This window comes from Methylobacterium sp. UNC300MFChir4.1, assembly GCF_900110155.1.
Lineage (GTDB): Bacteria > Pseudomonadota > Alphaproteobacteria > Rhizobiales > Beijerinckiaceae > Methylobacterium.
In genome coordinates this window covers 1-17,119 of sequence record NZ_FOCS01000035.1, presented here as the reverse complement: position 1 = coordinate 17,119, position 17,119 = coordinate 1, and the positions used below count along the sequence as shown (strand labels likewise).

The 17,119-nt window shown below is 73.0% G+C and carries 18 protein-coding genes and 1 pseudogene; 16 read left to right on the top strand and 3 right to left on the bottom strand.

What is annotated here, in order from left to right:
* Nucleotides 1-135 precede the first annotated feature (135 nt).
* From BMY19_RS27660 to BMY19_RS27595, 14 genes are all read left to right on the top strand, one after another.
* Nucleotides 136-2,019 (top strand): methanol/ethanol family PQQ-dependent dehydrogenase, encoded by a 1,884-nt coding sequence (locus BMY19_RS27660; protein WP_100253601.1) that lies wholly within the window; start codon nucleotides 136-138, stop codon nucleotides 2,017-2,019.
* 162 nt (nucleotides 2,020-2,181) lie between these two features.
* A complete protein-coding gene (gene moxJ / locus BMY19_RS27655) occupies nucleotides 2,182-3,090 on the top strand; it encodes a methanol oxidation system protein MoxJ (RefSeq protein ID WP_056529785.1) in 909 nt (302 codons plus the stop codon).
* 82 nt (nucleotides 3,091-3,172) lie between these two features.
* Nucleotides 3,173-3,760, top strand: a complete 588-nt coding sequence (gene moxG, locus BMY19_RS27650) for a cytochrome c(L), periplasmic (RefSeq protein ID WP_020096029.1) — start codon at nucleotides 3,173-3,175, stop codon at nucleotides 3,758-3,760.
* Between the two features lie 86 nt (nucleotides 3,761-3,846).
* On the top strand, nucleotides 3,847-4,137 hold the full coding sequence (locus BMY19_RS27645; protein ID WP_100253600.1) for a methanol dehydrogenase [cytochrome c] subunit: 291 nt from the start codon (nucleotides 3,847-3,849) through the stop codon (nucleotides 4,135-4,137).
* 102 nt (nucleotides 4,138-4,239) lie between these two features.
* On the top strand, nucleotides 4,240-5,271 hold the full coding sequence (locus BMY19_RS27640) for an AAA family ATPase (protein WP_026605375.1): 1,032 nt from the start codon (nucleotides 4,240-4,242) through the stop codon (nucleotides 5,269-5,271).
* On the top strand, nucleotides 5,268-6,122 hold the full coding sequence (locus BMY19_RS27635) for a DUF58 domain-containing protein (protein ID WP_100253613.1): 855 nt from the start codon (nucleotides 5,268-5,270) through the stop codon (nucleotides 6,120-6,122). The genes BMY19_RS27640 and BMY19_RS27635 overlap by 4 nt, the downstream gene beginning before the upstream one ends.
* A 113-nt stretch (nucleotides 6,123-6,235) precedes the next feature.
* Nucleotides 6,236-7,141, top strand: coding sequence for a nonribosomal peptide synthetase MxaA (locus BMY19_RS27630; protein ID WP_100253614.1), 906 nt, complete (start codon nucleotides 6,236-6,238; stop codon nucleotides 7,139-7,141).
* 4 nt (nucleotides 7,142-7,145) lie between these two features.
* The gene (locus BMY19_RS27625) at nucleotides 7,146-8,198 is read left to right on the top strand and encodes a vWA domain-containing protein (protein ID WP_100253599.1); all 1,053 of its coding nucleotides are present in this window, start codon (nucleotides 7,146-7,148) and stop codon (nucleotides 8,196-8,198) included.
* The gene (locus tag BMY19_RS27620) at nucleotides 8,195-8,827 is read left to right on the top strand and encodes an MxaK protein (RefSeq protein ID WP_091928522.1); all 633 of its coding nucleotides are present in this window, start codon (nucleotides 8,195-8,197) and stop codon (nucleotides 8,825-8,827) included. Before BMY19_RS27625 ends, BMY19_RS27620 begins: the two co-directional genes overlap by 4 nt.
* Nucleotides 8,824-9,903 carry a vWA domain-containing protein gene (locus BMY19_RS27615; protein WP_100253598.1) on the top strand — a complete coding sequence of 360 codons (1,080 nt, stop codon included), beginning with the start codon at nucleotides 8,824-8,826 and terminating at the stop codon, nucleotides 9,901-9,903. The genes BMY19_RS27620 and BMY19_RS27615 overlap by 4 nt, the downstream gene beginning before the upstream one ends.
* A gap of 2 nt (nucleotides 9,904-9,905) precedes the next feature.
* A complete protein-coding gene (locus tag BMY19_RS27610) occupies nucleotides 9,906-10,460 on the top strand; it encodes an SRPBCC family protein (RefSeq protein ID WP_056529798.1) in 555 nt (184 codons plus the stop codon).
* 8 nt (nucleotides 10,461-10,468) lie between these two features.
* Entirely contained in the window at nucleotides 10,469-11,419 is a 951-nt protein-coding gene (locus BMY19_RS27605; protein WP_100253597.1) for a YncE family protein, read from the top strand.
* A complete protein-coding gene (locus tag BMY19_RS27600) occupies nucleotides 11,416-11,949 on the top strand; it encodes an MxaH protein (RefSeq protein ID WP_100253596.1) in 534 nt (177 codons plus the stop codon). The genes BMY19_RS27605 and BMY19_RS27600 overlap by 4 nt, the downstream gene beginning before the upstream one ends.
* Nucleotides 11,946-12,638 (top strand): response regulator transcription factor, encoded by a 693-nt coding sequence (locus tag BMY19_RS27595; RefSeq protein WP_020096040.1) that lies wholly within the window; start codon nucleotides 11,946-11,948, stop codon nucleotides 12,636-12,638. The genes BMY19_RS27600 and BMY19_RS27595 overlap by 4 nt, the downstream gene beginning before the upstream one ends.
* A gap of 26 nt (nucleotides 12,639-12,664) precedes the next feature.
* Here BMY19_RS27595 and BMY19_RS27590 read toward each other — a convergent pair whose 3' ends face one another.
* Nucleotides 12,665-13,099: a hypothetical protein gene (locus tag BMY19_RS27590; RefSeq protein ID WP_100253595.1), complete on the bottom strand. Its 435-nt coding sequence runs from the start codon at nucleotides 13,097-13,099 to the stop codon at nucleotides 12,665-12,667.
* A gap of 95 nt (nucleotides 13,100-13,194) precedes the next feature.
* Between BMY19_RS27590 and BMY19_RS27585 the strand changes: the two genes are divergently transcribed.
* Nucleotides 13,195-13,491: a hypothetical protein gene (locus BMY19_RS27585; RefSeq protein ID WP_234081578.1), complete on the top strand. Its 297-nt coding sequence runs from the start codon at nucleotides 13,195-13,197 to the stop codon at nucleotides 13,489-13,491.
* A 39-nt stretch (nucleotides 13,492-13,530) separates the two neighbouring features.
* Here the strand turns inward: BMY19_RS27585 and BMY19_RS27580 are convergent, their stop codons facing one another.
* On the bottom strand, nucleotides 13,531-13,887 hold the full coding sequence (locus BMY19_RS27580; RefSeq protein ID WP_020096043.1) for a VOC family protein: 357 nt from the start codon (nucleotides 13,885-13,887) through the stop codon (nucleotides 13,531-13,533).
* Nucleotides 13,888-14,133: 246 nt separating this feature from the next.
* Between BMY19_RS27580 and BMY19_RS27575 the strand changes: the two genes are divergently transcribed.
* A complete protein-coding gene (locus BMY19_RS27575; protein ID WP_100253594.1) occupies nucleotides 14,134-16,245 on the top strand; it encodes a putative bifunctional diguanylate cyclase/phosphodiesterase in 2,112 nt (703 codons plus the stop codon).
* Between the two features lie 530 nt (nucleotides 16,246-16,775).
* On the opposite strand, the pseudogene BMY19_RS27570 reads toward BMY19_RS27575, so the two are convergent.
* Nucleotides 16,776-17,119, bottom strand: a pseudogene (locus BMY19_RS27570) (porin family protein); the annotation flags it as partial.

Here is a 17,119-nt window from a genome sequence, read left to right as displayed (position 1 = left end):
TCAGCGAATACTGGAAATAGCCCGGTTATCGCGACGCTGGAGGCGGATTTGTCGGTGAAAGTCGTGTCGCCATCGAATCAACACCACGATGACTGCGAGGCCAAACGGCGTGGCAGTCCGGCGAGGAGACGCAGGATGATCAGGCTCCGGAATTCCGTCTCGGCATTGGCGATCATGGCGCTCGCGCCGGTCGCCATGGCGGGCATGGCGCAGGCCAACGACAAGCTCGTCGAGAAATCGAAGAGCGACGAGAACTGGGTGATGCCCGGTAAGAACTACGACTCGAACAATTACAGCGACCTGACGCAGATCAACAAGAGCAACGTCAAGCAGCTCAAGCCGTCCTGGACGTTCTCCACCGGCCTGCTCAACGGCCACGAGGGCGCGCCGCTCGTCGTCGACGGCGTCATGTACATCCACACCTCGTTCCCCAACAACACCTTCGCCCTAGGCCTCGACGATCCGGGCAAGATCCTCTGGCAGGACAAGCCCAAGCAGAACCCGGCCGCGCGCTCGGTGGCCTGCTGCGATCTCGTGAACCGCGGCCTCGCCTACTGGCCCGGCGACGGCAAGACCCCGGCGCTGATCCTCAAGACCCAGCTCGACGGCAACGTCGCCGCCCTCAACGCCCAGACCGGCGAGACGGTGTGGAAGGTCGAGAACTCCGACATCAAGGTCGGCTCGACCCTCACGATCGCCCCCTACGTGGTGAAGGACAAGGTGATCATCGGCTCCTCGGGCGCCGAGCTCGGCGTGCGCGGCTACCTCACCGCCTACGACGTCAAGACCGGCGCGCAGGTCTGGCGCGCCTACGCCACCGGCCCGGACGAGGACCTGCTGCTCGCCAAGGACTTCAACATCCACAACGCCCATTACGGCCAGAAGGGCCTCGGCACCTCGACCTGGGAGGGCGACGCCTGGAAGATCGGCGGCGGCACCAACTGGGGCTGGTACGCCTACGATCCGGGCACCAACCTGATCTACTTCGGCACCGGCAACCCGGCGCCGTGGAACGAGACCATGCGTCCCGGCGACAACAAGTGGACGATGACGATCTTCGGCCGCGACGCCGACACCGGCGAGGCGAAGTTCGGCTACCAGAAGACGCCCCACGACGAGTGGGACTATGCCGGCGTCAACGTGATGATGCTGTCCGACCAGAAGGACAAGGACGGGAAGATGAGGAAGCTCCTCACCCACCCGGACCGCAACGGCATCGTCTACACCCTCGACCGGACGGACGGCACACTGGTCTCGGCCAACAAGATCGACGACACCGTCAACGTGTTCAAGTCGGTGGATCTGAAGACCGGCACGCCGGTGCGCGATCCGGAATACGGCACCCGGATGGACCATCTCGCCAAGGACATCTGCCCCTCGGCGATGGGCTACCACAACCAGGGTCACGATTCCTACGACCCGAAGCGGCAAGCCTTCTACATGGGCATCAACCACATCTGCATGGATTGGGAGCCCTTCATGCTGCCCTACCGCGCGGGTCAGTTCTTCGTCGGTGCGACGCTGAACATGTATCCGGGCCCGAAGGGTGACCGGCAGAACTACGAGGGCCTCGGCCAGATCAAGAGCTACAACGCCATCACCGGCAAGTTCAACTGGGAGAAGATGGAGCGCTTCGCGGTCTGGGGCGGCACCACCGCCACCGCCGGCGACCTCGTCCTCTACGGGACGCTGGACGGCTTCATCAAGGCGCGCGACTCCGACAACGGCGACCTCCTCTGGAAGTTCAAGCTGCCGTCGGGCGCCATCGGCTACCCGATCACCTACACCCACAAGGGCACGCAGTACGTCGCCATCTACTACGGCGTCGGCGGCTGGCCGGGCGTGGGCCTGGTGTTCGACCTCGCCGACCCGACCGCCGGTCTCGGCGCGGTGGGCGCCTTCAAGAAGCTCGCCAACTACACCCAGATGGGCGGCGGCGTGATGGTGTTCTCGCTGGACGGCAAGGGCCCGTACGACGACCCGAACGTCGGCGAGTACGCGCAGCACGCTGCCAAGTAAGGGCCCCCAGTAACCGCCGCCTGCATCCCGTCGGCCCCTCGGCCGGCGGGGTGCTGGGATCAGATCCCGACAGGCGAGGCCCTCTGGCGCCCCGCCTGTCCCTCCGGACACGCCATCCGGACACGCCATCAAGAAACGCTTCGACAACAGGGATCAACGTCCATGCCGCGCCCGCGCGCACGCATCCTGGCGGCCCGCTTCGCCGCCGTCCTGACGCTCGCCACCCTGGCCGCCGGGCCGGTGGCGGCCCAGGAATCCGAGGCCCAGGCCATCCAGTCGGATCCCGGCAAGGCCCCGGCCGCCCCGCCGGCCGACCCCGCGACCCTGCGGATCTGCGCCTCCGAGAAGCAGCCGCCCCTCTCGATGAAGGACGGCTCCGGGCTCGAGAACCGCGTCGCGGTCGCCGTCGCCGAGGCGATGGGGAAGAAGCCCGTCTTCGTCTGGCTCGAGAAGCCCGCGATCTACCTCGTCCGCGACGGCCTGGAGAAGCGGACCTGCGACGTGGTCGTCGGCCTCGACAGCGACGACCCGCGGGTGCTGACCACCCGGCCGTACTACCGGAGCGGCTACGTCTTCATCACCCGCGCCGACAAGGATCTCGACGTGAAGTCCTGGTCCGACCCGCGGCTCAAGACCCTCGACCACATGGTGGTGCCGTTCGGCTCCCCCGGCGAGGCGATGCTCAAGGATATCGGCCGCTACGAGGAGGACATGGCCTACCTCTACTCGCTGGTGAACTTCCGCTCGCCGCGCAACCAGTACACCCAGATCGACCCGGCCCGCATCGTCAGCGAGGTCGCCAACGACAAGGCCGATGTCGGCGTCGCCTTCGGCCCGGACGTGGCCCGCTACGTCAAGGATTCCCCGACGCCGCTGCGCATGACGCTGGTCCCGGCCGACACGGTCGGCAGCGACGGCCGCAAGGTCCCGCAGGTCTTCGACCAGTCGATGGGCGTGCGCAAGGACGACGAGGCCCTGCGCAAGGCCCTCGACGCCGGGATCGAGAAGGCCCGGCCCGCCATCGCGGCGATCCTCAAGCAGGACGGTGTGCCGGTCGTCGCCTCGAACTGAGGCTGCCCCACCGAGACCGCCCCACCGAGACCGGCCCGGCGCGTCCGGGCCATCGATCAGGACATCAGGACCCGCTCAACAGATGCACATCGTACGTTCGGCCCGCGTCGCCCTTCTCACCCTCGCCGTGGCGATGCCCGCCGCGGCCCGCGCGCAGCCCCAGTCCGGCCCGCAGACCGGCATCGTCTTCCGCAACACCATCACCGGCGAGGCGATGGACACGGCCGAGGGCAAGCCGGGCGGGCGGGACACGCAGGCGGTCAAGACCTTCTTCCAGACCGGCAAGAACCTCTACATCGACGACAAGTCCTGCCTGCGCAACGGCGAGAGCCTGTTCCTGACCTCGTGCTCCGGCTGTCACGGCCATCTCGGCGAGGGCAAGGTCGGGCCCGGCCTCAACGACGATTACTGGACCTACCCGGCGAACACGACCGATGTCGGCCTGTTCGCGACCCTCTGGGGCGGTGCCAACGGCATGATGGGACCGCACAACGAGGATCTCAATCCCGACGAGATGCTGCAGGTCATCGCCTGGATCCGTCATCTCTACACGGGCCCGGTGAAGGATGCCGAGTGGCTCACCGACGAGCAGAAGAAGACCTACAAGCCCTTCAAGGAGGGCGAGACCTTTGCCAAGGACGTGCCCGGCCAGTGCAAGCCGCTGGACTAGCCGTTCTCGGCAAGTCGCGCCCCGCGCAAGACGGGGCGAACCGGCGGCCCGACCGGCCGCCCCAGGAAGAGACGGAGGAATCTACGATGCGCACAGTGATCACGGCGGCGATGCTGATCGCGGGGGCGGCCTTCGCGGTGCCGGCGCTGGCCTACGACGGTCAGACCTGCAAGGCGCCGGGCAATTGCTGGCAGCCGAAGCCCGGCTTCCCCGAGAAGATCGCCGGGACCAAGTACGATCCCAAGCACGACCCGAAGGAGGTCAGCAAGCAGGCCGAATCCATCAAGCAGATGGAGGAGCGCAACAGGAAGCGGATCGAGAACGCCAAGAAGACCGGCAAGTTCGAGTACGACGTCGCCAAGATCTCTTCGAACTGATCGCGACCGAGCCGACCGTCCTGGGGCCGGCCCGCGCCGCGGCGCCGGCCCACAGCGACGCTCCGCAGCGCACGCCGCATCGACACGCGCAGGCACCGCCTCATGAACACCCTCCGTTCCGGAGACACGATGCTCACCGACTGGCGGGCGGCGGCGGCCCGCTTCGAGGCGGAGGTCGCCAAGGCGGTGGTCGGTCAGGAGCGGGCGATCCGCCTCGTGACGATCGCGATCTTCGCCCGCGGCCACGTGATGCTCGAGGGCGATGTCGGCGTCGGCAAGACCACCCTGCTGCGGGCGGTGGCCCGGGCGCTGGGCGGGGCCTACGAGCGCGTCGAGGGCACGGTCGACATGATGCCGACCGACCTGATCTACCACACCTATCTCGGCCCCGACGGCCGGCCGCGGGTCGATCCCGGCCCGGTCCTGGCCCGGGCCGAGGATCTCTCGGTGTTCTTCTTCAACGAGATCAACCGGGCGCGGCCGCAGGTCCACGCCCTGCTGCTCCGGCTGATGGCCGAGCGCAGCGTCCAGGCCTTCGGCCGCACCTACACGTTCCCGAACCTGCAGGTCTTCGCCGACCGCAACCGCGTCGAGCGCGAGGAGACCTTCGAACTGCCGGCCGCGGCCCGCGACCGCTTCCTGATGGAGATCGGGCTGGAGGCGCCCCGGGACGCGGCGGTGCGCCGGAGCCTGGTCTTCGACCCGCGCTTCCACGACACCGACGCCCTCGTCGGCGCGGTCGCCGAGGGCGTGCTCGACCACGCCCGGATCGGCGGCATCGCGGCCGCGATCCAGCACGCCGTCCGCGCGGAGCCGTCGATCGAGGCCTACGTGGTGGCCCTCTGGGACGCGCTGGTCCGCCCCGCGGAGGCCGGGATCCGGCTCCCGGGCCTCGACACCGCCACTCTGGTGCAGGGGGGCGCCTCCCCGCGCGGCGTCGCCTTCCTGGTGCGCGCCGCCCGGGTGCGGGCGTGGCTGGAGGGCCGCGAGTGGCTGGTGCCGGAGGACGTGCGGGCGGTCTTCACCGAGGTGATGGCCCACCGCGTCTTCCTCGAGCCCGTCCACGAATTGCAGCGCGGCGCGATCGTGCCCGCCCTGTGCCGGGCCGCGTTCGAGACGGTGCCGGCGCCGTGAGCGACCCGCGCACGGCCGACATCGTCTACCTGCCGCGCTGGCGGCCGCGCGGCAGCCGGGCCGGCCTTCACCGGGGGCGCGACGCCGGCGGCGCCGGCCCGTTCCGCGATCAGGTGCCGTTCCTGCAGCTGCCGGATGCCCGCCGCATCGACCTGCGCGCGACGCTGCGCGACCCGTTCGAGGGCGTGCATGTCCGCCGCTTCGAGGCGCGGACCGCGGTCGAGACCTGGGTCCTGATCGATCTCTCGGCCTCGATGGGCTTCCGTGGCACGGCCGACCGGGCGCGGCTCACGGGTGATCTCTGCCGGGCGCTGGCCGTCTCGGCGACCCGGATCAGCGACGGGTTCGGCCTGATCGGCTGCGACGAGACCCTGCGCGACGACCTCACCCTCCCCGCCACCCGCCACCGGGGCGCGGCCGTCGCCGCCGCCGAGCGGGTCGCGGGCGCGCCGCGCGCGGGGCGCGGCTGCGCCGGCATGCTCGAGGCCGCGCGGCGGCTCGCCGGGCGGCCGAAGCTCGTCTTCCTCGCCTCCGACTTCCGCTGGCCGGAGGCCCTGATCGCCCGGGTCTTCGCCGCCCTGGCGCCGCACGACACGGTGCCGATCCTGCTCGCCGACCCCGCCGAGGCGGAGGCACTGCCGGCCTTCGGCCTCGTCGAACTCGACGATCTCGAGGGCGGCGGCCGCCGCGTGGTCCTGCTGCGCCCGAGCCTGCGCCGGGCCTGGATCGCCCGGGAGCGGGACCGGATCGCCGCCCTGGAGCGCGCCGCCGCGCCCTTCGCCCGCCGGGTCTTCCAGCTCGCCGGGCGCTTCGACGCCCAGGCGCTCACCCGCCACCTGATGACGACCTGAGCATGGGCGCGCGCGGTCCCGCCCTCCTGCCGGCCGGCCTCTCCGCCGGCCTCTCCGCCAGCCTCTTCGCCAGCCTCCGCGCCGGCGTCCTCGCCGGTGTCCTGGCCGGCATCATGGCCGCGCCGCTCGCCCTGACGGCCGGCCCGGCCGCCGCGCAGGTGCGCTCCGTCGAGGTGCGCAGCCCCCGGCCCTTCGGGATCTTCCTGGGCGACCTGGTCGAGGCGCAGGTGGAGATCCTGGCCGATCCCGACTTCCGGCTGCAGCGCGCGACCCTGCCCCGGCCCGGTCCGGTGACCTACTGGCTCGACCTGCGCGCCGTCGCGGTCGACGAGGCCCCGGCGGCCGGCGGCCGGCGGGTGCGCCTGCGCCTCACCTACCAGAGCTTCTACGCCGCCCTCGACGCCCGCACCCTGGAGGTGCCGGGCTTCCCCCTGACGCTGGCGAGCGAGGCGGCGACCGGGCGCACCACCGCGGCCGTCCAGGTGCCGGGCTGGAGCCTCGGCGTCTCGCCCCTGCGCGAGGTGCAGCCGCAGCGGCGCGAGGATCCGGCCGAGTACCTGCGCCCGGACGGCCGGAGCGGGCGGATTGATCCCGGGCCGGACGTCGCGGCGGCGGCGGGTCTCGGCGCCCTCGCGGGCCTCGCCGCGCTGGCGCTGGCGCACGATCGGGCCTGGGGACCGTTCCGGCAGCGGCGGGGCCGGCCCTTCGCGGCGGCTCTGCGCGCGCTCCGGCGGCAGCGGGCGGGGACCGGGCCCGATCAGGCCTACCGGGCGGCGCTGCTGGCCCTGCACCGGGGCCTCGACCTGACCGACGGGAGGCGGGTGCTGGCCGACGATCTCGGCGCCTTCCTCGCCCGGCACGAGGCCTTCCGGGACCAGGCCGCGGGGCTCGCGCGCTTCTTCGAGGCCTCGCGCCTCGCCTTCTTCGGCGGCCGGCTGCCGGCCGCGCGCGCGGCTTGGCCCTGCGCCGAGGCCGAGGCGCTCCTGGCGCGGCTCGCGGCGGCGGAGCGGAGCGCGTGAGGCCGTGACCGATCTCCTCGCCCGCCTCGGCGCGACCGATCCCTGGGTCCTGTGGCTGCTGCCGCTGGCGCTGCTGCCGCTGGCCCGCTCGGCCCTGCGCCGGACCTCCGTGCCGTCCGTCGCCGCCGCCCCGGCCGATCCCGTCTCGGCCTGGCTCGGCCGGGCGCTGACGCTCGCCGGCGTCCTGGCCATCGCCGGCCTGATCGTGGCCCTGGCGGGCCCCTACCGGACGGGCGCAAGGATCGAGCGCCTCGGCATCGGCGCGCAGGTCTCGCTGCTGATCGACCGCTCGGGCAGCATGAACGAGACCTTCGCGGGCCGGCAGCCCTCCGGCGCCGAGGAATCGAAGGCTGCGGCTTCCCGGCGCCTGCTGGCCGATTTCGTCGGCGCCCGGGCGCACGATCTGTTCGCCGTGACGGCCTTCTCCACCGCGCCGATGCTGGTCATGCCGATGACCGACCGCCACGACGCCGTGCGGGCGGCGATCGCCGCCATCGACCGGCCCGGCCTCGACTACACCAATATCGGCCGGGGCCTCGGCATGGCCCTGTCGCAGTTCGGAATCGATGTCGGCGCCTCGCGGGTTCTCCTGCTGGTCTCCGACGGCGCGGCGGTGATCGACCCGCGCATCCAGGACCAGCTGCGCGCCGCGGTCGCGCGGATCCGGCCGAACCTGTACTGGCTGTTCCTGCGCACCCAGGGATCGCCCGGCATCGCCGACCGGCCGGCCGGCGAGGACACGCCCCAGGCCGCGCCGGAGCGCCATCTCGACCTGTTCTTCAAGAGCCTCGGCGTGCCCTACCGCGCCTTCGAGGCCGAGGGCGCCGAGGCGGTGGCCGCCGCCATCCGGCAGATCGAGGCCCTGGAGCGGGACCCGATCCCCTACGTCGAGGAGCGCCCGCGCCGGGACCTGACCGGGCTCGCCGCCGCGCTCGCCGCCCTCGGCCTCGCCGCGCTCGTCGTGGCCAAGCTCGCCGAGGCGGACCTCGCGGGGGCCCCGGCCGGTGCGGAGACCGCGACGGAGGCCGCGGGCGCGGCGGCGCGGAGGGCGGCATGAGCGCCGGCGCCCTCCTCGACGGCCCGGCCCCGCGCCGCCGCGCCGCCCTCCCCCGCCTCGGCGCCGCGGCGGCGTGGCGCCGGGTCCGGCCGGCCCTGCTGGTCGCGCTGCCGCTGGTCCTCGCGGCCGCCGCCCTGTGGTTCGCCGTCTCGGGCTGGAGCGCCGCGCGCGACGACGACCGGATCGCCGCCCTGGAGGCGGGCCGCGACCGGCCGGTCGAGCCGGATGCGCGGCCGGCCCTCCTGGCGGCACGGATCGGATTCCTCGCCGCCCGGGACCGTCTCGGCGAGACCGAGCCCCTCCTCGACGCCCTCGACCGCGCCGGCGCGGTGCGGGAGGCGGCCCGGGCGCGGTACGTCATCGGCAACGCGCGGATGCGGCAGGCCTTCGCGCTGATCGGCCGGGGCGACCTCGACAAGGCCGCGCCCCAGGTGACGCTGGCGCGGCAGGATTACCGCCGCGCCCTCCAGGCCCGGCCCGAATTCTGGGACGCCAAGTACAACCTCGACGTCGCCTCGCGCCTCGTGCGCGACTACCCGGAATTCGACCGCAAGACCGGGGACGAGCTGCGCGCCGAGCCGAAGAAGATCTGGACCGACATCCCCGGCCAGCCGCGGGGCGGCCCGTGAGCCCGCGGCGCGTCCTTCCCCCCGTCCTGCCCTCGGTCCTGCCCACCCTCGTCGCCCGCAACCTGCGCGACGGGCGGTTCCGCGCCCTGGCGGCCGCCCTCGCGCTGGCGCTGGCGGCCCTGGTCGCGCCGCCGATCCCGGTCACCCGCACCGGCGTGTCGGTGCTGGCGGTGGTCGACATCACCGGCAGCATGGCGGTGCGCGACTATCCCGCCGCCGGCGGGTCGATGAGCCGGCTCGAGACCGTCAAGGCGGCGCTTCGGGCGACGCTGCCCGACCTCCCCTGCGGCTCGCGGGTGGCGCTCGGCCTGTTCACCGACCGGCGGCCGTTCCTGCTATTCACGCCGGTCGAGGTCTGCGCCGACTTCGCGCCGCTGGACGGCGCCATCGCGGCCCTCGACCCGCGCATGGCCTGGGAGGGGGACAGCCGCATCGCGGCCGGCCTGTTCCGGTCGATCGCCATGGCGGGGGAGATCGACGCCGACCTCCTGTTCCTCACCGACGGCCAGGAGACGCCGCCCCTGCCCGCCTCCGGCAGCCCGACCTTCGACGGCAGGCCCGGCGCGGTGCGCGGTCTGATCGTCGGCGCGGGCGGCTACGGCCTGTCGCCGATCCCGCGCTTCGACGATCGCGGGCGCGAGACGGGTTTCCTCGGCGAGAGCGACGTCCAGCAGGAGAACCGCTCCGGGCCGCCCCCGGCCGACGCAGAATCCCGCGAGGGCTACAACCCGCGCAACGCCCCCTTCGGGGCCCAGGCCGCCCACGGCACCGAGCACCTCTCGTCGGTCCGCGAGCCCTACCTGAAGCGCCTCGCCGCCGAGACCGGCCTCGGCTACGTCCATCTCGACGGCCCGGGCGGTCTCTCCGCCCCTCTGCGCGCCGCGGCGACGCCGCGCCCGCTGCCCGGCCGCCTCGACCCGCGGCCCGCCCTCCTGGCGGCGGCCCTGGCTCTGACGCTCCTGGCCCTGCTGGCGGGGCCCCTCGCCCGCGCCCTTCGCGCGCTCCGCGGGCGCGCGGGCCACTCTGCTCCAATCCCTGCTCCAACCCCTGCTCCAACCGGAGCGATCAGGACCTGACCATGCGGATGCCCCTCGCCCTCTTTCCGGCCCTCGCCCCGGCCCTCGCCGTCGTCGGCCTCGCCGGCGCGGCGCTGGCCCACGGGCCGACGCCGCAGAAGATCGACCAGTCGATCACCATCCAGGCGCCCCCGGAGGCGGTCTGGAAGGTGGTGGGCGATTTCGGCGGCATCGGGCGCTGGCACCCGGACGTGGCCAAGGCCGAGGCCAGTGGCGGCAACGTCGAGGGCACGACCCGCCGGGTGACCCTCAAGGCCGGCGGCACCCTGGTCGAGGGGCTGGACGAGTGGCTGGCCGACGGCCGGACCTACTCGTACCGGATGTCCGACCCGGACCTGAAGGCGCTCCCCGTCTCCTCCTACTCGGCGACGCTCACCGTTACCCCGGACGGGACCGGCTCCAAAGTGTCGTGGATCGGCCGCTTCTACCGGGGCGACACCGGCAACGAGCCGCCGGAGACTCTCAGCGACGAGGCCGGGCGCACGGCGATGAACCGCTACTTCGCGGACGGGCTCAAGGGCCTGAAGGCGGCCGTCGAGGGCCGGACGACCCATTGAGGCCCCGCATGCGCCACCTGTGGCTGATCGCGACGCTCGCGGTCGCGGTCGCGGCCGGGACCGGCGCTGGGACCAGTGTCGCGTCCGCGGCCGGCGACCCGGTCTGGGTCGTCAGCCAGCAGGGGGCCGAGCTGGCGCGGATCGAGGCCGGGAAAGTGGCCGGGCGGATCCCGCTCGGACCGGCGCCGGTGGCGGCGGCGACCGACCGGGCCGGCCGCCTCTATCTGACCCACCCGGACGGGCGCGCCGTCACCGTCGTCGCGCCCGGCGCGCCGCCCCGCCGCCTGCCCGTCCCCGGCCAGGCCTTCGGCCTCGCGGCGAGCCCGGACGGGGCGCACCTGTACGTCGGCGACTGGTCGGGCGACCGCGTCCTGAAGATCTCCGCGGCGACCGGCGCCGTCGAGGGCGCCGCCGCGGTGGGCCGCGACCCGGCCCATCTCGTCCTCGACCAACGCGGGCGGCTCTACGTCGCCGACCGCGAGAGCCGTCAGGTCAGCGTGATCGACACCGGGACGATGGCCCGCGTGGCCGTGGTCCCGACCGGCGAGGCGCCCTTCGCCCTGGCGCTCGCACCGGACGAGGCGAGCCTCTACGTCGCCAACGTGCGCAGCGGCGACCTCACGGTGATCGACACGGCGACGCTGCGGGCCCGCGCCACGGTTCCGGCCGGCCGGATGCCCTACGGCGTGGCGCTCACCGGGGACGGCAGCCGCATCCTGGTCACCAACCAGCACGCCGCCGCCGTGACGGTGATCGACGCGGCCCGGCTCGAGATCGTCGCCACCGTGGCGGTGGGCCCCTATCCCGAGGGCATCGCGGTGGTCGGTCCGCTTGCCTACGTGGCGAACTGGTTCTCGGACGACGTCTCGGTGATCGATCTCGCCACCTGGCGCGAGACGGCGCGCATCAAGGTGGCGGAGGGGCCGCGCACGGTCCTGGCGGGGGAGCCCGCGCGATGAGCCGTGCCGGCCGCATCGGGATCGCGTCCGGGCTGGTCCTGCTGGCCCTCGGCGCCTGCGACCGCGGGGCGGACGAGCGCGCCGACGCGCGCGCCGACGAGGCCGGCGCGGTGGTGGCCACCACCGCCGAGGGCACCCTGCCGGCCTGGCTCGCGCCGACCGACGGGACCGACCCGGCCCGCTGGCTCGCGGGCCGCGAGGCCGGGACGGCCCTGCCTGCCGACGATCCCCGCGTGCGCGCGATGGCGACGGCGCTGGCCGGAGCCCGCGACGGCTTCATCGAGGATCCGCGCATGATCGCCAACCGCACCGTCCAGCTCGGCCAGATGCTGGCCGAGGCCGGCATCGGCGAGGGCTACGGCGCGATCCTCGACGGTCTCGGCGGCATCGCGGCGGAGCGCGGCCGCCGCAAGAGCCTCTACGGCGAGATGTGCCAGCACTACCACAACGCCCGGATGCAGGGGGCCGACCACGCGGCCGCGCTGGCGCGCCTCGCCGGCCCGCACCCGGTCGGCGAGGGGACGCCGTGAGCGCCGCCCGGGCCTCGGCCGACCGTCCGGCGGGGCGGGACGGCCCGCGGGTTCTCGACGCGGTGCTGATCGTCGACGACCACCCGGTCGTGCGGCGCGGCTTCCGCCATCTCGCCGAGGATGCCGGCGTCCGGGCGGTCCACGAGGCCGCGGACGTGGTGTCGGGCTACCGCACCTTCCACCGCCACCGGCCCGGGCTGGTGGTGACCGACCTGGGCTTCCGCGACCAGGGGCTGTCGGGCCTGTCGCTGATCCGCCGGGTGCGGGCCCTCGAGCCGGCGACCCGGATCCTCGCCTTCAGCATGCACGACGATCCGGTGATCGTCGCCCGGGCCATCGAGGGCGGGGCGCACGGCTTCGTCCTGAAGGACACGGCGGTGACGCGCTTCCACGAGGCGCTGGCGACCGTGTCGGCCGGGCACAGCTACCTGCCGCACGAGGTCGCGACCAAGATCGCGATGCTGAATGCCGGGCTCCTGGAATCGCCCCTGGCACGCCTGACCGCGCGGGAGGTTCAGGTGCTGTCGCTGCTGGGGGCGGGCAAGTCCAACGAGGCGATCGCCGACAGCCTGTCGATGAGCCACCGGAGCGTGTCGGCCGTCGTCTCGGGCATGAAGCAGAAGCTCGGCGCCGGCAGCCTCGCCGACCTCCTGCGCATCGCCCTGTCGCGGGACGGGCGCCCGGTGTGAGGACGACCGCCGTCAGCGGGCCGGGGCTACCGCGGCACGATCAGGCCGGGAACGATCGATCCCTGCGGCCCGAACGTCGCCTCGGCCTTCCGGCAATTGGCCGCGACGTCCTTCTGGTAGGCCGCGATGTAGCGGGTCGCGGTCAGGTGCAGGTCGCCGGTCTCCAGGCTCGCCGCGTCGACGCCCAGGGCCTCGACGGTCTGCTTGAGGCGCGCCGGATCGCTGCGCAGGCCGGGGCATTCGAGGTTCACGAAACCGGCGAGCCCCGCGAGCTTCGCCGCCTGATTGCGCCGCGGATCGGCGGACGCCGGGTCCTGCGCCTGCATCGGGGGTTGTCCCTGGGGCTGGATCGGAGGCTGCGGGATGGGCTGCGCGGGGGGCTGCGCCTGAGCGTGGGCCTGGGCCGTCAGAAGACCCAGGAGGCCGGCCGAGATCGGGCCGGAAAGACGGATCGCGCGCATCGCTTCTCCCATCCAGTCGCAGGAGCAGCGCGTCCGTCGACCGTCACCGCTGCGAAGAGTCGCGCAGTTCTATGCCGCTGGATCGGAGATTTACAATGCAGACCAAGCTTATAATCGTCTTAGTGACTCTGGCCTGCGCGACTCTGCCGGCGAAGGCCGCCCGCCTGACCGTGGACGACAAGGCCTCGCTGTGGCCGCGGGCGAGCGCGACCGACAAGATCGATTTCTCGACCCGGATGGGCCGGGCCTTCCACACGCTGTCGCCCAAGCTGGACGCGGCGTACTTCATGCGCTGTCTGGAGGAGACCGCCAATATCGGGGACACCAAGGACCTGCGGCTCGAGGAGATGGTGCGGACCTGCATCTCCCTCGTCCGGGACGAGGCCGAGTGAGCGGCCGGCCCGGCCTCACGGAGGGCCTCGCGCGCGGCCTCACGCCAGATGGGCGACGATGTTGACCAGCCGGTCGAACGGGTCGCGGACGTAGAACCGCTCCACACCCCAGGGCTCCCGGGCCGGGCCGTACAGCACGGGCAGGCCGGCCCGCCTTACGCGGGCGAGGACCTCCGCCAAGTCGTCGACCTCGACCGAGATGTCGGGAACCGGCGTGCCCGAGCCGCCCGCGCTGGCCACGCTGATCTGCGGCGTCGCCGACATCCCGGGGGCCGCGAAGGTCAGGATCCAGCCGTGATCCATGACCACCTCCAGGCCGAGCACCTCCGCGTAGAAGGACCGCGCCGCCTCGACCTGCGTGGTCCGGATGTTGGTGACGATCCGCTTCACGGCCATGGCCCGGTCCCCGCTGCGCGCCGCCTATCAGAGGGCTCCGCGGGCAGCCCGGCAAGGCCCGGCAAGGCGCCTCGGGAATCCGCGCCCCGGCCTCGTCGCGATCCGCCGCCCGGAAGTGCACGCAGAGATTGAAAGCGGGCCTCCGGAAAGAATCCGGAAAGCTCCCCGATGGTACCGTCCGCGCCGGTGGGACCTCGCACCGTCCAGCAGAATGTTCGCCCAGGCGGACGATTGGGATCCCCGGGTATGAACAGTGGGACGGTCGCGCTGCGGGAGAAGGCGAAGCTCCTCGATACCGTTCTCGACACGATGGATCAGGGGCTGATGATGATCGACGCCGCCGGCGTCGTTCAGGTCTGTAATGCCCGCGCCCTCGCGCTGCTCGACCTGCCGCCGGACCTGATGCGGTCCCGCCCGACCTTCGAGGCGGTGCGGCAATACCAGATCGCGCGCGGCGAGTTCGGGAAGGCGAGCGAGACCCTGCAGCGCTGGGTGGCCGCGGGCGGCCTGGAGTGCCGCGCCCACACCTACGAGCGCGAGCGCCCCGACGGCACCGTGCTGGAGATCCGCACCGTGCCGCTGCCCGACGGAGGTGCGGTGCGGACCTTCACGGACATCACCGCGCGCAAGCGGGCCGAGGAGACGCTGCAGGTCAGCGAGACCCGCCTCGCCCTGGCGCAGGATGCGGGCAGCGACGGGCTCTGGGACTGCGACCTCACGACCGGGGAGGCGTGGTCCTCCGACCGCTGGTGGGGGGTCCTGGGCTACGAGCCCGGCGAACTGGCGAGCCACGCGCGGACGTGGCGGGCCCTGCTCCACCCGGAGGATGCGGGCGCGGCCGAGCGGGCCCTGATCGAGCACCTGAGCGGGCGGGCGCCGACCTACATGTCCGAGCATCGCATGCGCCGCAAGGACGGCTCCTGGGCCTGGATGATGACGCGCGGCAAGGTGGTGGCGCGCGCCGCCGACGGCCGCGCGGTGCGCTTCATCGGCACCCAGATCGACATCAGCGCCCGCAAGGCCGCCGAGGGGCAGGTCGCCCACATGGCGCGCCACGACGGCCTCACCGACCTGCCCAACCGCGCCCTGTTCTACGAGCGGCTCGAGATCCGGCTCGCCGACCTGCATCTGAACGGCGGCACCTGCGCGGTGCTGTGCCTCGACCTCGACCGCTTCAAGGCCGTCAACGACAGCCTCGGCCACGCGGCCGGGGACTTCCTGCTCCGGGCGGTGGCCCATCGCATCCGCGCGGTGCTGCGGGCCGACGACATGGTGGCGCGCTTCAGCGGCGACGAGTTCGCCGTGCTGGTGGCCGATGCGGACGACCCCGCCCGCGCGGAGGCCCTGGCGGCGCGCCTGATCGCGGCCGTCCAGGCGCCGATCCCCTTCGGCAAGCGGCGGCTGAAGGTGGGCCTGAGCGTCGGCATCGCCCGGGCACCCGGCCACGGCTTCGACAGCGAGACGCTGGTCCGCCGCGCCGACCTCGCCCTGTACCGGGCGAAGACCGAGGGGCGGAACACCCACCGGGTGTTCGAGCCCGCGATGGACGCGGCCGAGGCGGCCCGGCGCGATCTGGAGCGCGACCTGCGCCAGGCGATCGAGGGCGACGAGCTCATCCTGCACTATCAACCGCAGGTGAGCACCGCCACCGGCCGGCTTCTCGGGTTCGAGGCGCTCGTGCGCTGGGAGCATCCGACCCGCGGCCTCGTGCCGCCGAACGCCTTCATCCCCCTGGCGGAGGAGAGCGGGCTGATCCTGCCGCTCGGCGAGTGGGTGCTCCGGGCCGCCTGCCGCGAGGCGGCCCGCTGGGCGCACCCGCTGAAGGTGGCGGTGAACCTGTCGCCGCGCCAGTTCCAACAGGCGGATCTGCCCGAGCGCGTGCTGGCCATCCTGACCGAGACGGGCCTCGCGCCGACGCGGCTCGAACTCGAGATCACCGAGACCCTGATCATCAACGACATGGCGCGGGCGCTCGGCATCCTGCGCCGGCTGAAGGCCTTCGGCGTGTCCATCGCGATGGACGATTTCGGCACCGGCTACTCGTCCCTCGCGACGCTGCAGGCCTTCCCCTTCGACAAGATCAAGATCGACCGGTCCTTCGTGGGCCATGTCGAGGTCAGTCCGCAGGCGGCGGTGATCGTGCGGGCGGTTCTGGGGCTCGGCCGCAGCCTCGGGATGAGCGTCGTGGCGGAGGGCGTCGAGACGGAGGCGCAGATGCGCTTCCTGGCCGCGGAGGCCTGCGACGAGGTCCAGGGCTACCTGATCAGCAGTCCGCAGCCGATCGAGCGGTTCGCCGCGCAGATCGACGCGTCCGAAACGTTCGTGCCACCCGGCCGTCCCGACTCGGCCGTCGCCTGAGGCGCGCCGCGACGCCCCGGCGACGGCCCGGACGACCGAACGCTCGTCGCGGTACCGGTGCGGAGCGCCGAGCGGCGGCCCTGCCGCCGGCCTCTGTGGCACGGCCGCGACACCCGCCGACGACCGCCTGTGGATGACGCGACCTGCCCCCGATCCGTCAAGGTTCGGATGCCAGCGTGACCGCGCACCTCCGATCCGGCTCCCTCAGCTCCGCCATCCCATGTTCGCCCAGCCCCACGCCCTCATCCTCCGCCATCGCGAGCGCGTCGCCGTGCTCATCTCCTCCGCGCTGTTCCTGGCGGGCGCCCTGCCGCTCTTCTGGGCGATCGGCTGAGGCTCGATCCCGGGCCGGCCGCATCGTCGGCTGGCCGTCGAGCTTCCGCGCCGCCGCGCTCGCGAGGACGGGGGGTCGCGTTCGGCCCGCCCGAACGGCGAAGGGGCCGCCTCCTGTGGGAAGCGGCCCCTTCGCGTGTCGGGTCGGGTGCGACGGTCGGGGTGCGAGCGTCGCACCCGACCGTCGCTGGTCGATCTCAGTAGGAGCCGAACTTGTAGTTCAGGCCGGCGCGGACGACGGCGAACTCGTCGGAGCGGCGGCCGATGCCGCTGTAGACGACCGGGAAGTTGTTGGCGGCGTTGATGACGAACGCGCCCTGGTTGCGGGTGTTGCGGTCGAGGTTGACGTACAGGCCTTCGACCTTGAGCGTCACGGCCGAGGAGCGGAAGAAGTTCAGGAACGAGTCGGTGGGCAGGGCGTACTCGATGCCGCCGCCGACGGCCCAGCCGGTGCGGAAGCTGTCGTTGCCGGCGTAGCCGCCGAAGGAGCGGTCGGCGCTGCCGGAGCCGTAGGCGAAGCCGCCGGTGCCGTACACGAGGG

What these genes read in the sequence shown, in the direction of transcription:
- BMY19_RS27660 (WP_100253601.1), top strand. Translation starts at nt 136, where the DNA reads ATGATCAGGCTCCGGAATTCCGTCTCGGCATTGGCGATCATGGCGCTC.
- moxJ (WP_056529785.1), top strand. Translation starts at nt 2,182, where the DNA reads ATGCCGCGCCCGCGCGCACGCATCCTGGCGGCCCGCTTCGCCGCCGTC.
- moxG (WP_020096029.1), top strand. Translation starts at nt 3,173, where the DNA reads ATGCACATCGTACGTTCGGCCCGCGTCGCCCTTCTCACCCTCGCCGTG.
- BMY19_RS27645 (WP_100253600.1), top strand. Translation starts at nt 3,847, where the DNA reads ATGCGCACAGTGATCACGGCGGCGATGCTGATCGCGGGGGCGGCCTTC.
- BMY19_RS27640 (WP_026605375.1), top strand. Translation starts at nt 4,240, where the DNA reads ATGAACACCCTCCGTTCCGGAGACACGATGCTCACCGACTGGCGGGCG.
- BMY19_RS27630 (WP_100253614.1), top strand. Translation starts at nt 6,236, where the DNA reads ATGGCCGCGCCGCTCGCCCTGACGGCCGGCCCGGCCGCCGCGCAGGTG.
- BMY19_RS27620 (WP_091928522.1), top strand. Translation starts at nt 8,195, where the DNA reads ATGAGCGCCGGCGCCCTCCTCGACGGCCCGGCCCCGCGCCGCCGCGCC.
- BMY19_RS27610 (WP_056529798.1), top strand. Translation starts at nt 9,906, where the DNA reads ATGCGGATGCCCCTCGCCCTCTTTCCGGCCCTCGCCCCGGCCCTCGCC.
- BMY19_RS27605 (WP_100253597.1), top strand. Translation starts at nt 10,469, where the DNA reads ATGCGCCACCTGTGGCTGATCGCGACGCTCGCGGTCGCGGTCGCGGCC.
- BMY19_RS27600 (WP_100253596.1), top strand. Translation starts at nt 11,416, where the DNA reads ATGAGCCGTGCCGGCCGCATCGGGATCGCGTCCGGGCTGGTCCTGCTG.
- BMY19_RS27590 (WP_100253595.1), bottom strand. Translation starts at nt 13,099, where the DNA reads ATGCGCGCGATCCGTCTTTCCGGCCCGATCTCGGCCGGCCTCCTGGGT.
- BMY19_RS27585 (WP_234081578.1), top strand. Translation starts at nt 13,195, where the DNA reads ATGCAGACCAAGCTTATAATCGTCTTAGTGACTCTGGCCTGCGCGACT.
- BMY19_RS27580 (WP_020096043.1), bottom strand. Translation starts at nt 13,887, where the DNA reads ATGGCCGTGAAGCGGATCGTCACCAACATCCGGACCACGCAGGTCGAG.
- BMY19_RS27575 (WP_100253594.1), top strand. Translation starts at nt 14,134, where the DNA reads ATGAACAGTGGGACGGTCGCGCTGCGGGAGAAGGCGAAGCTCCTCGAT.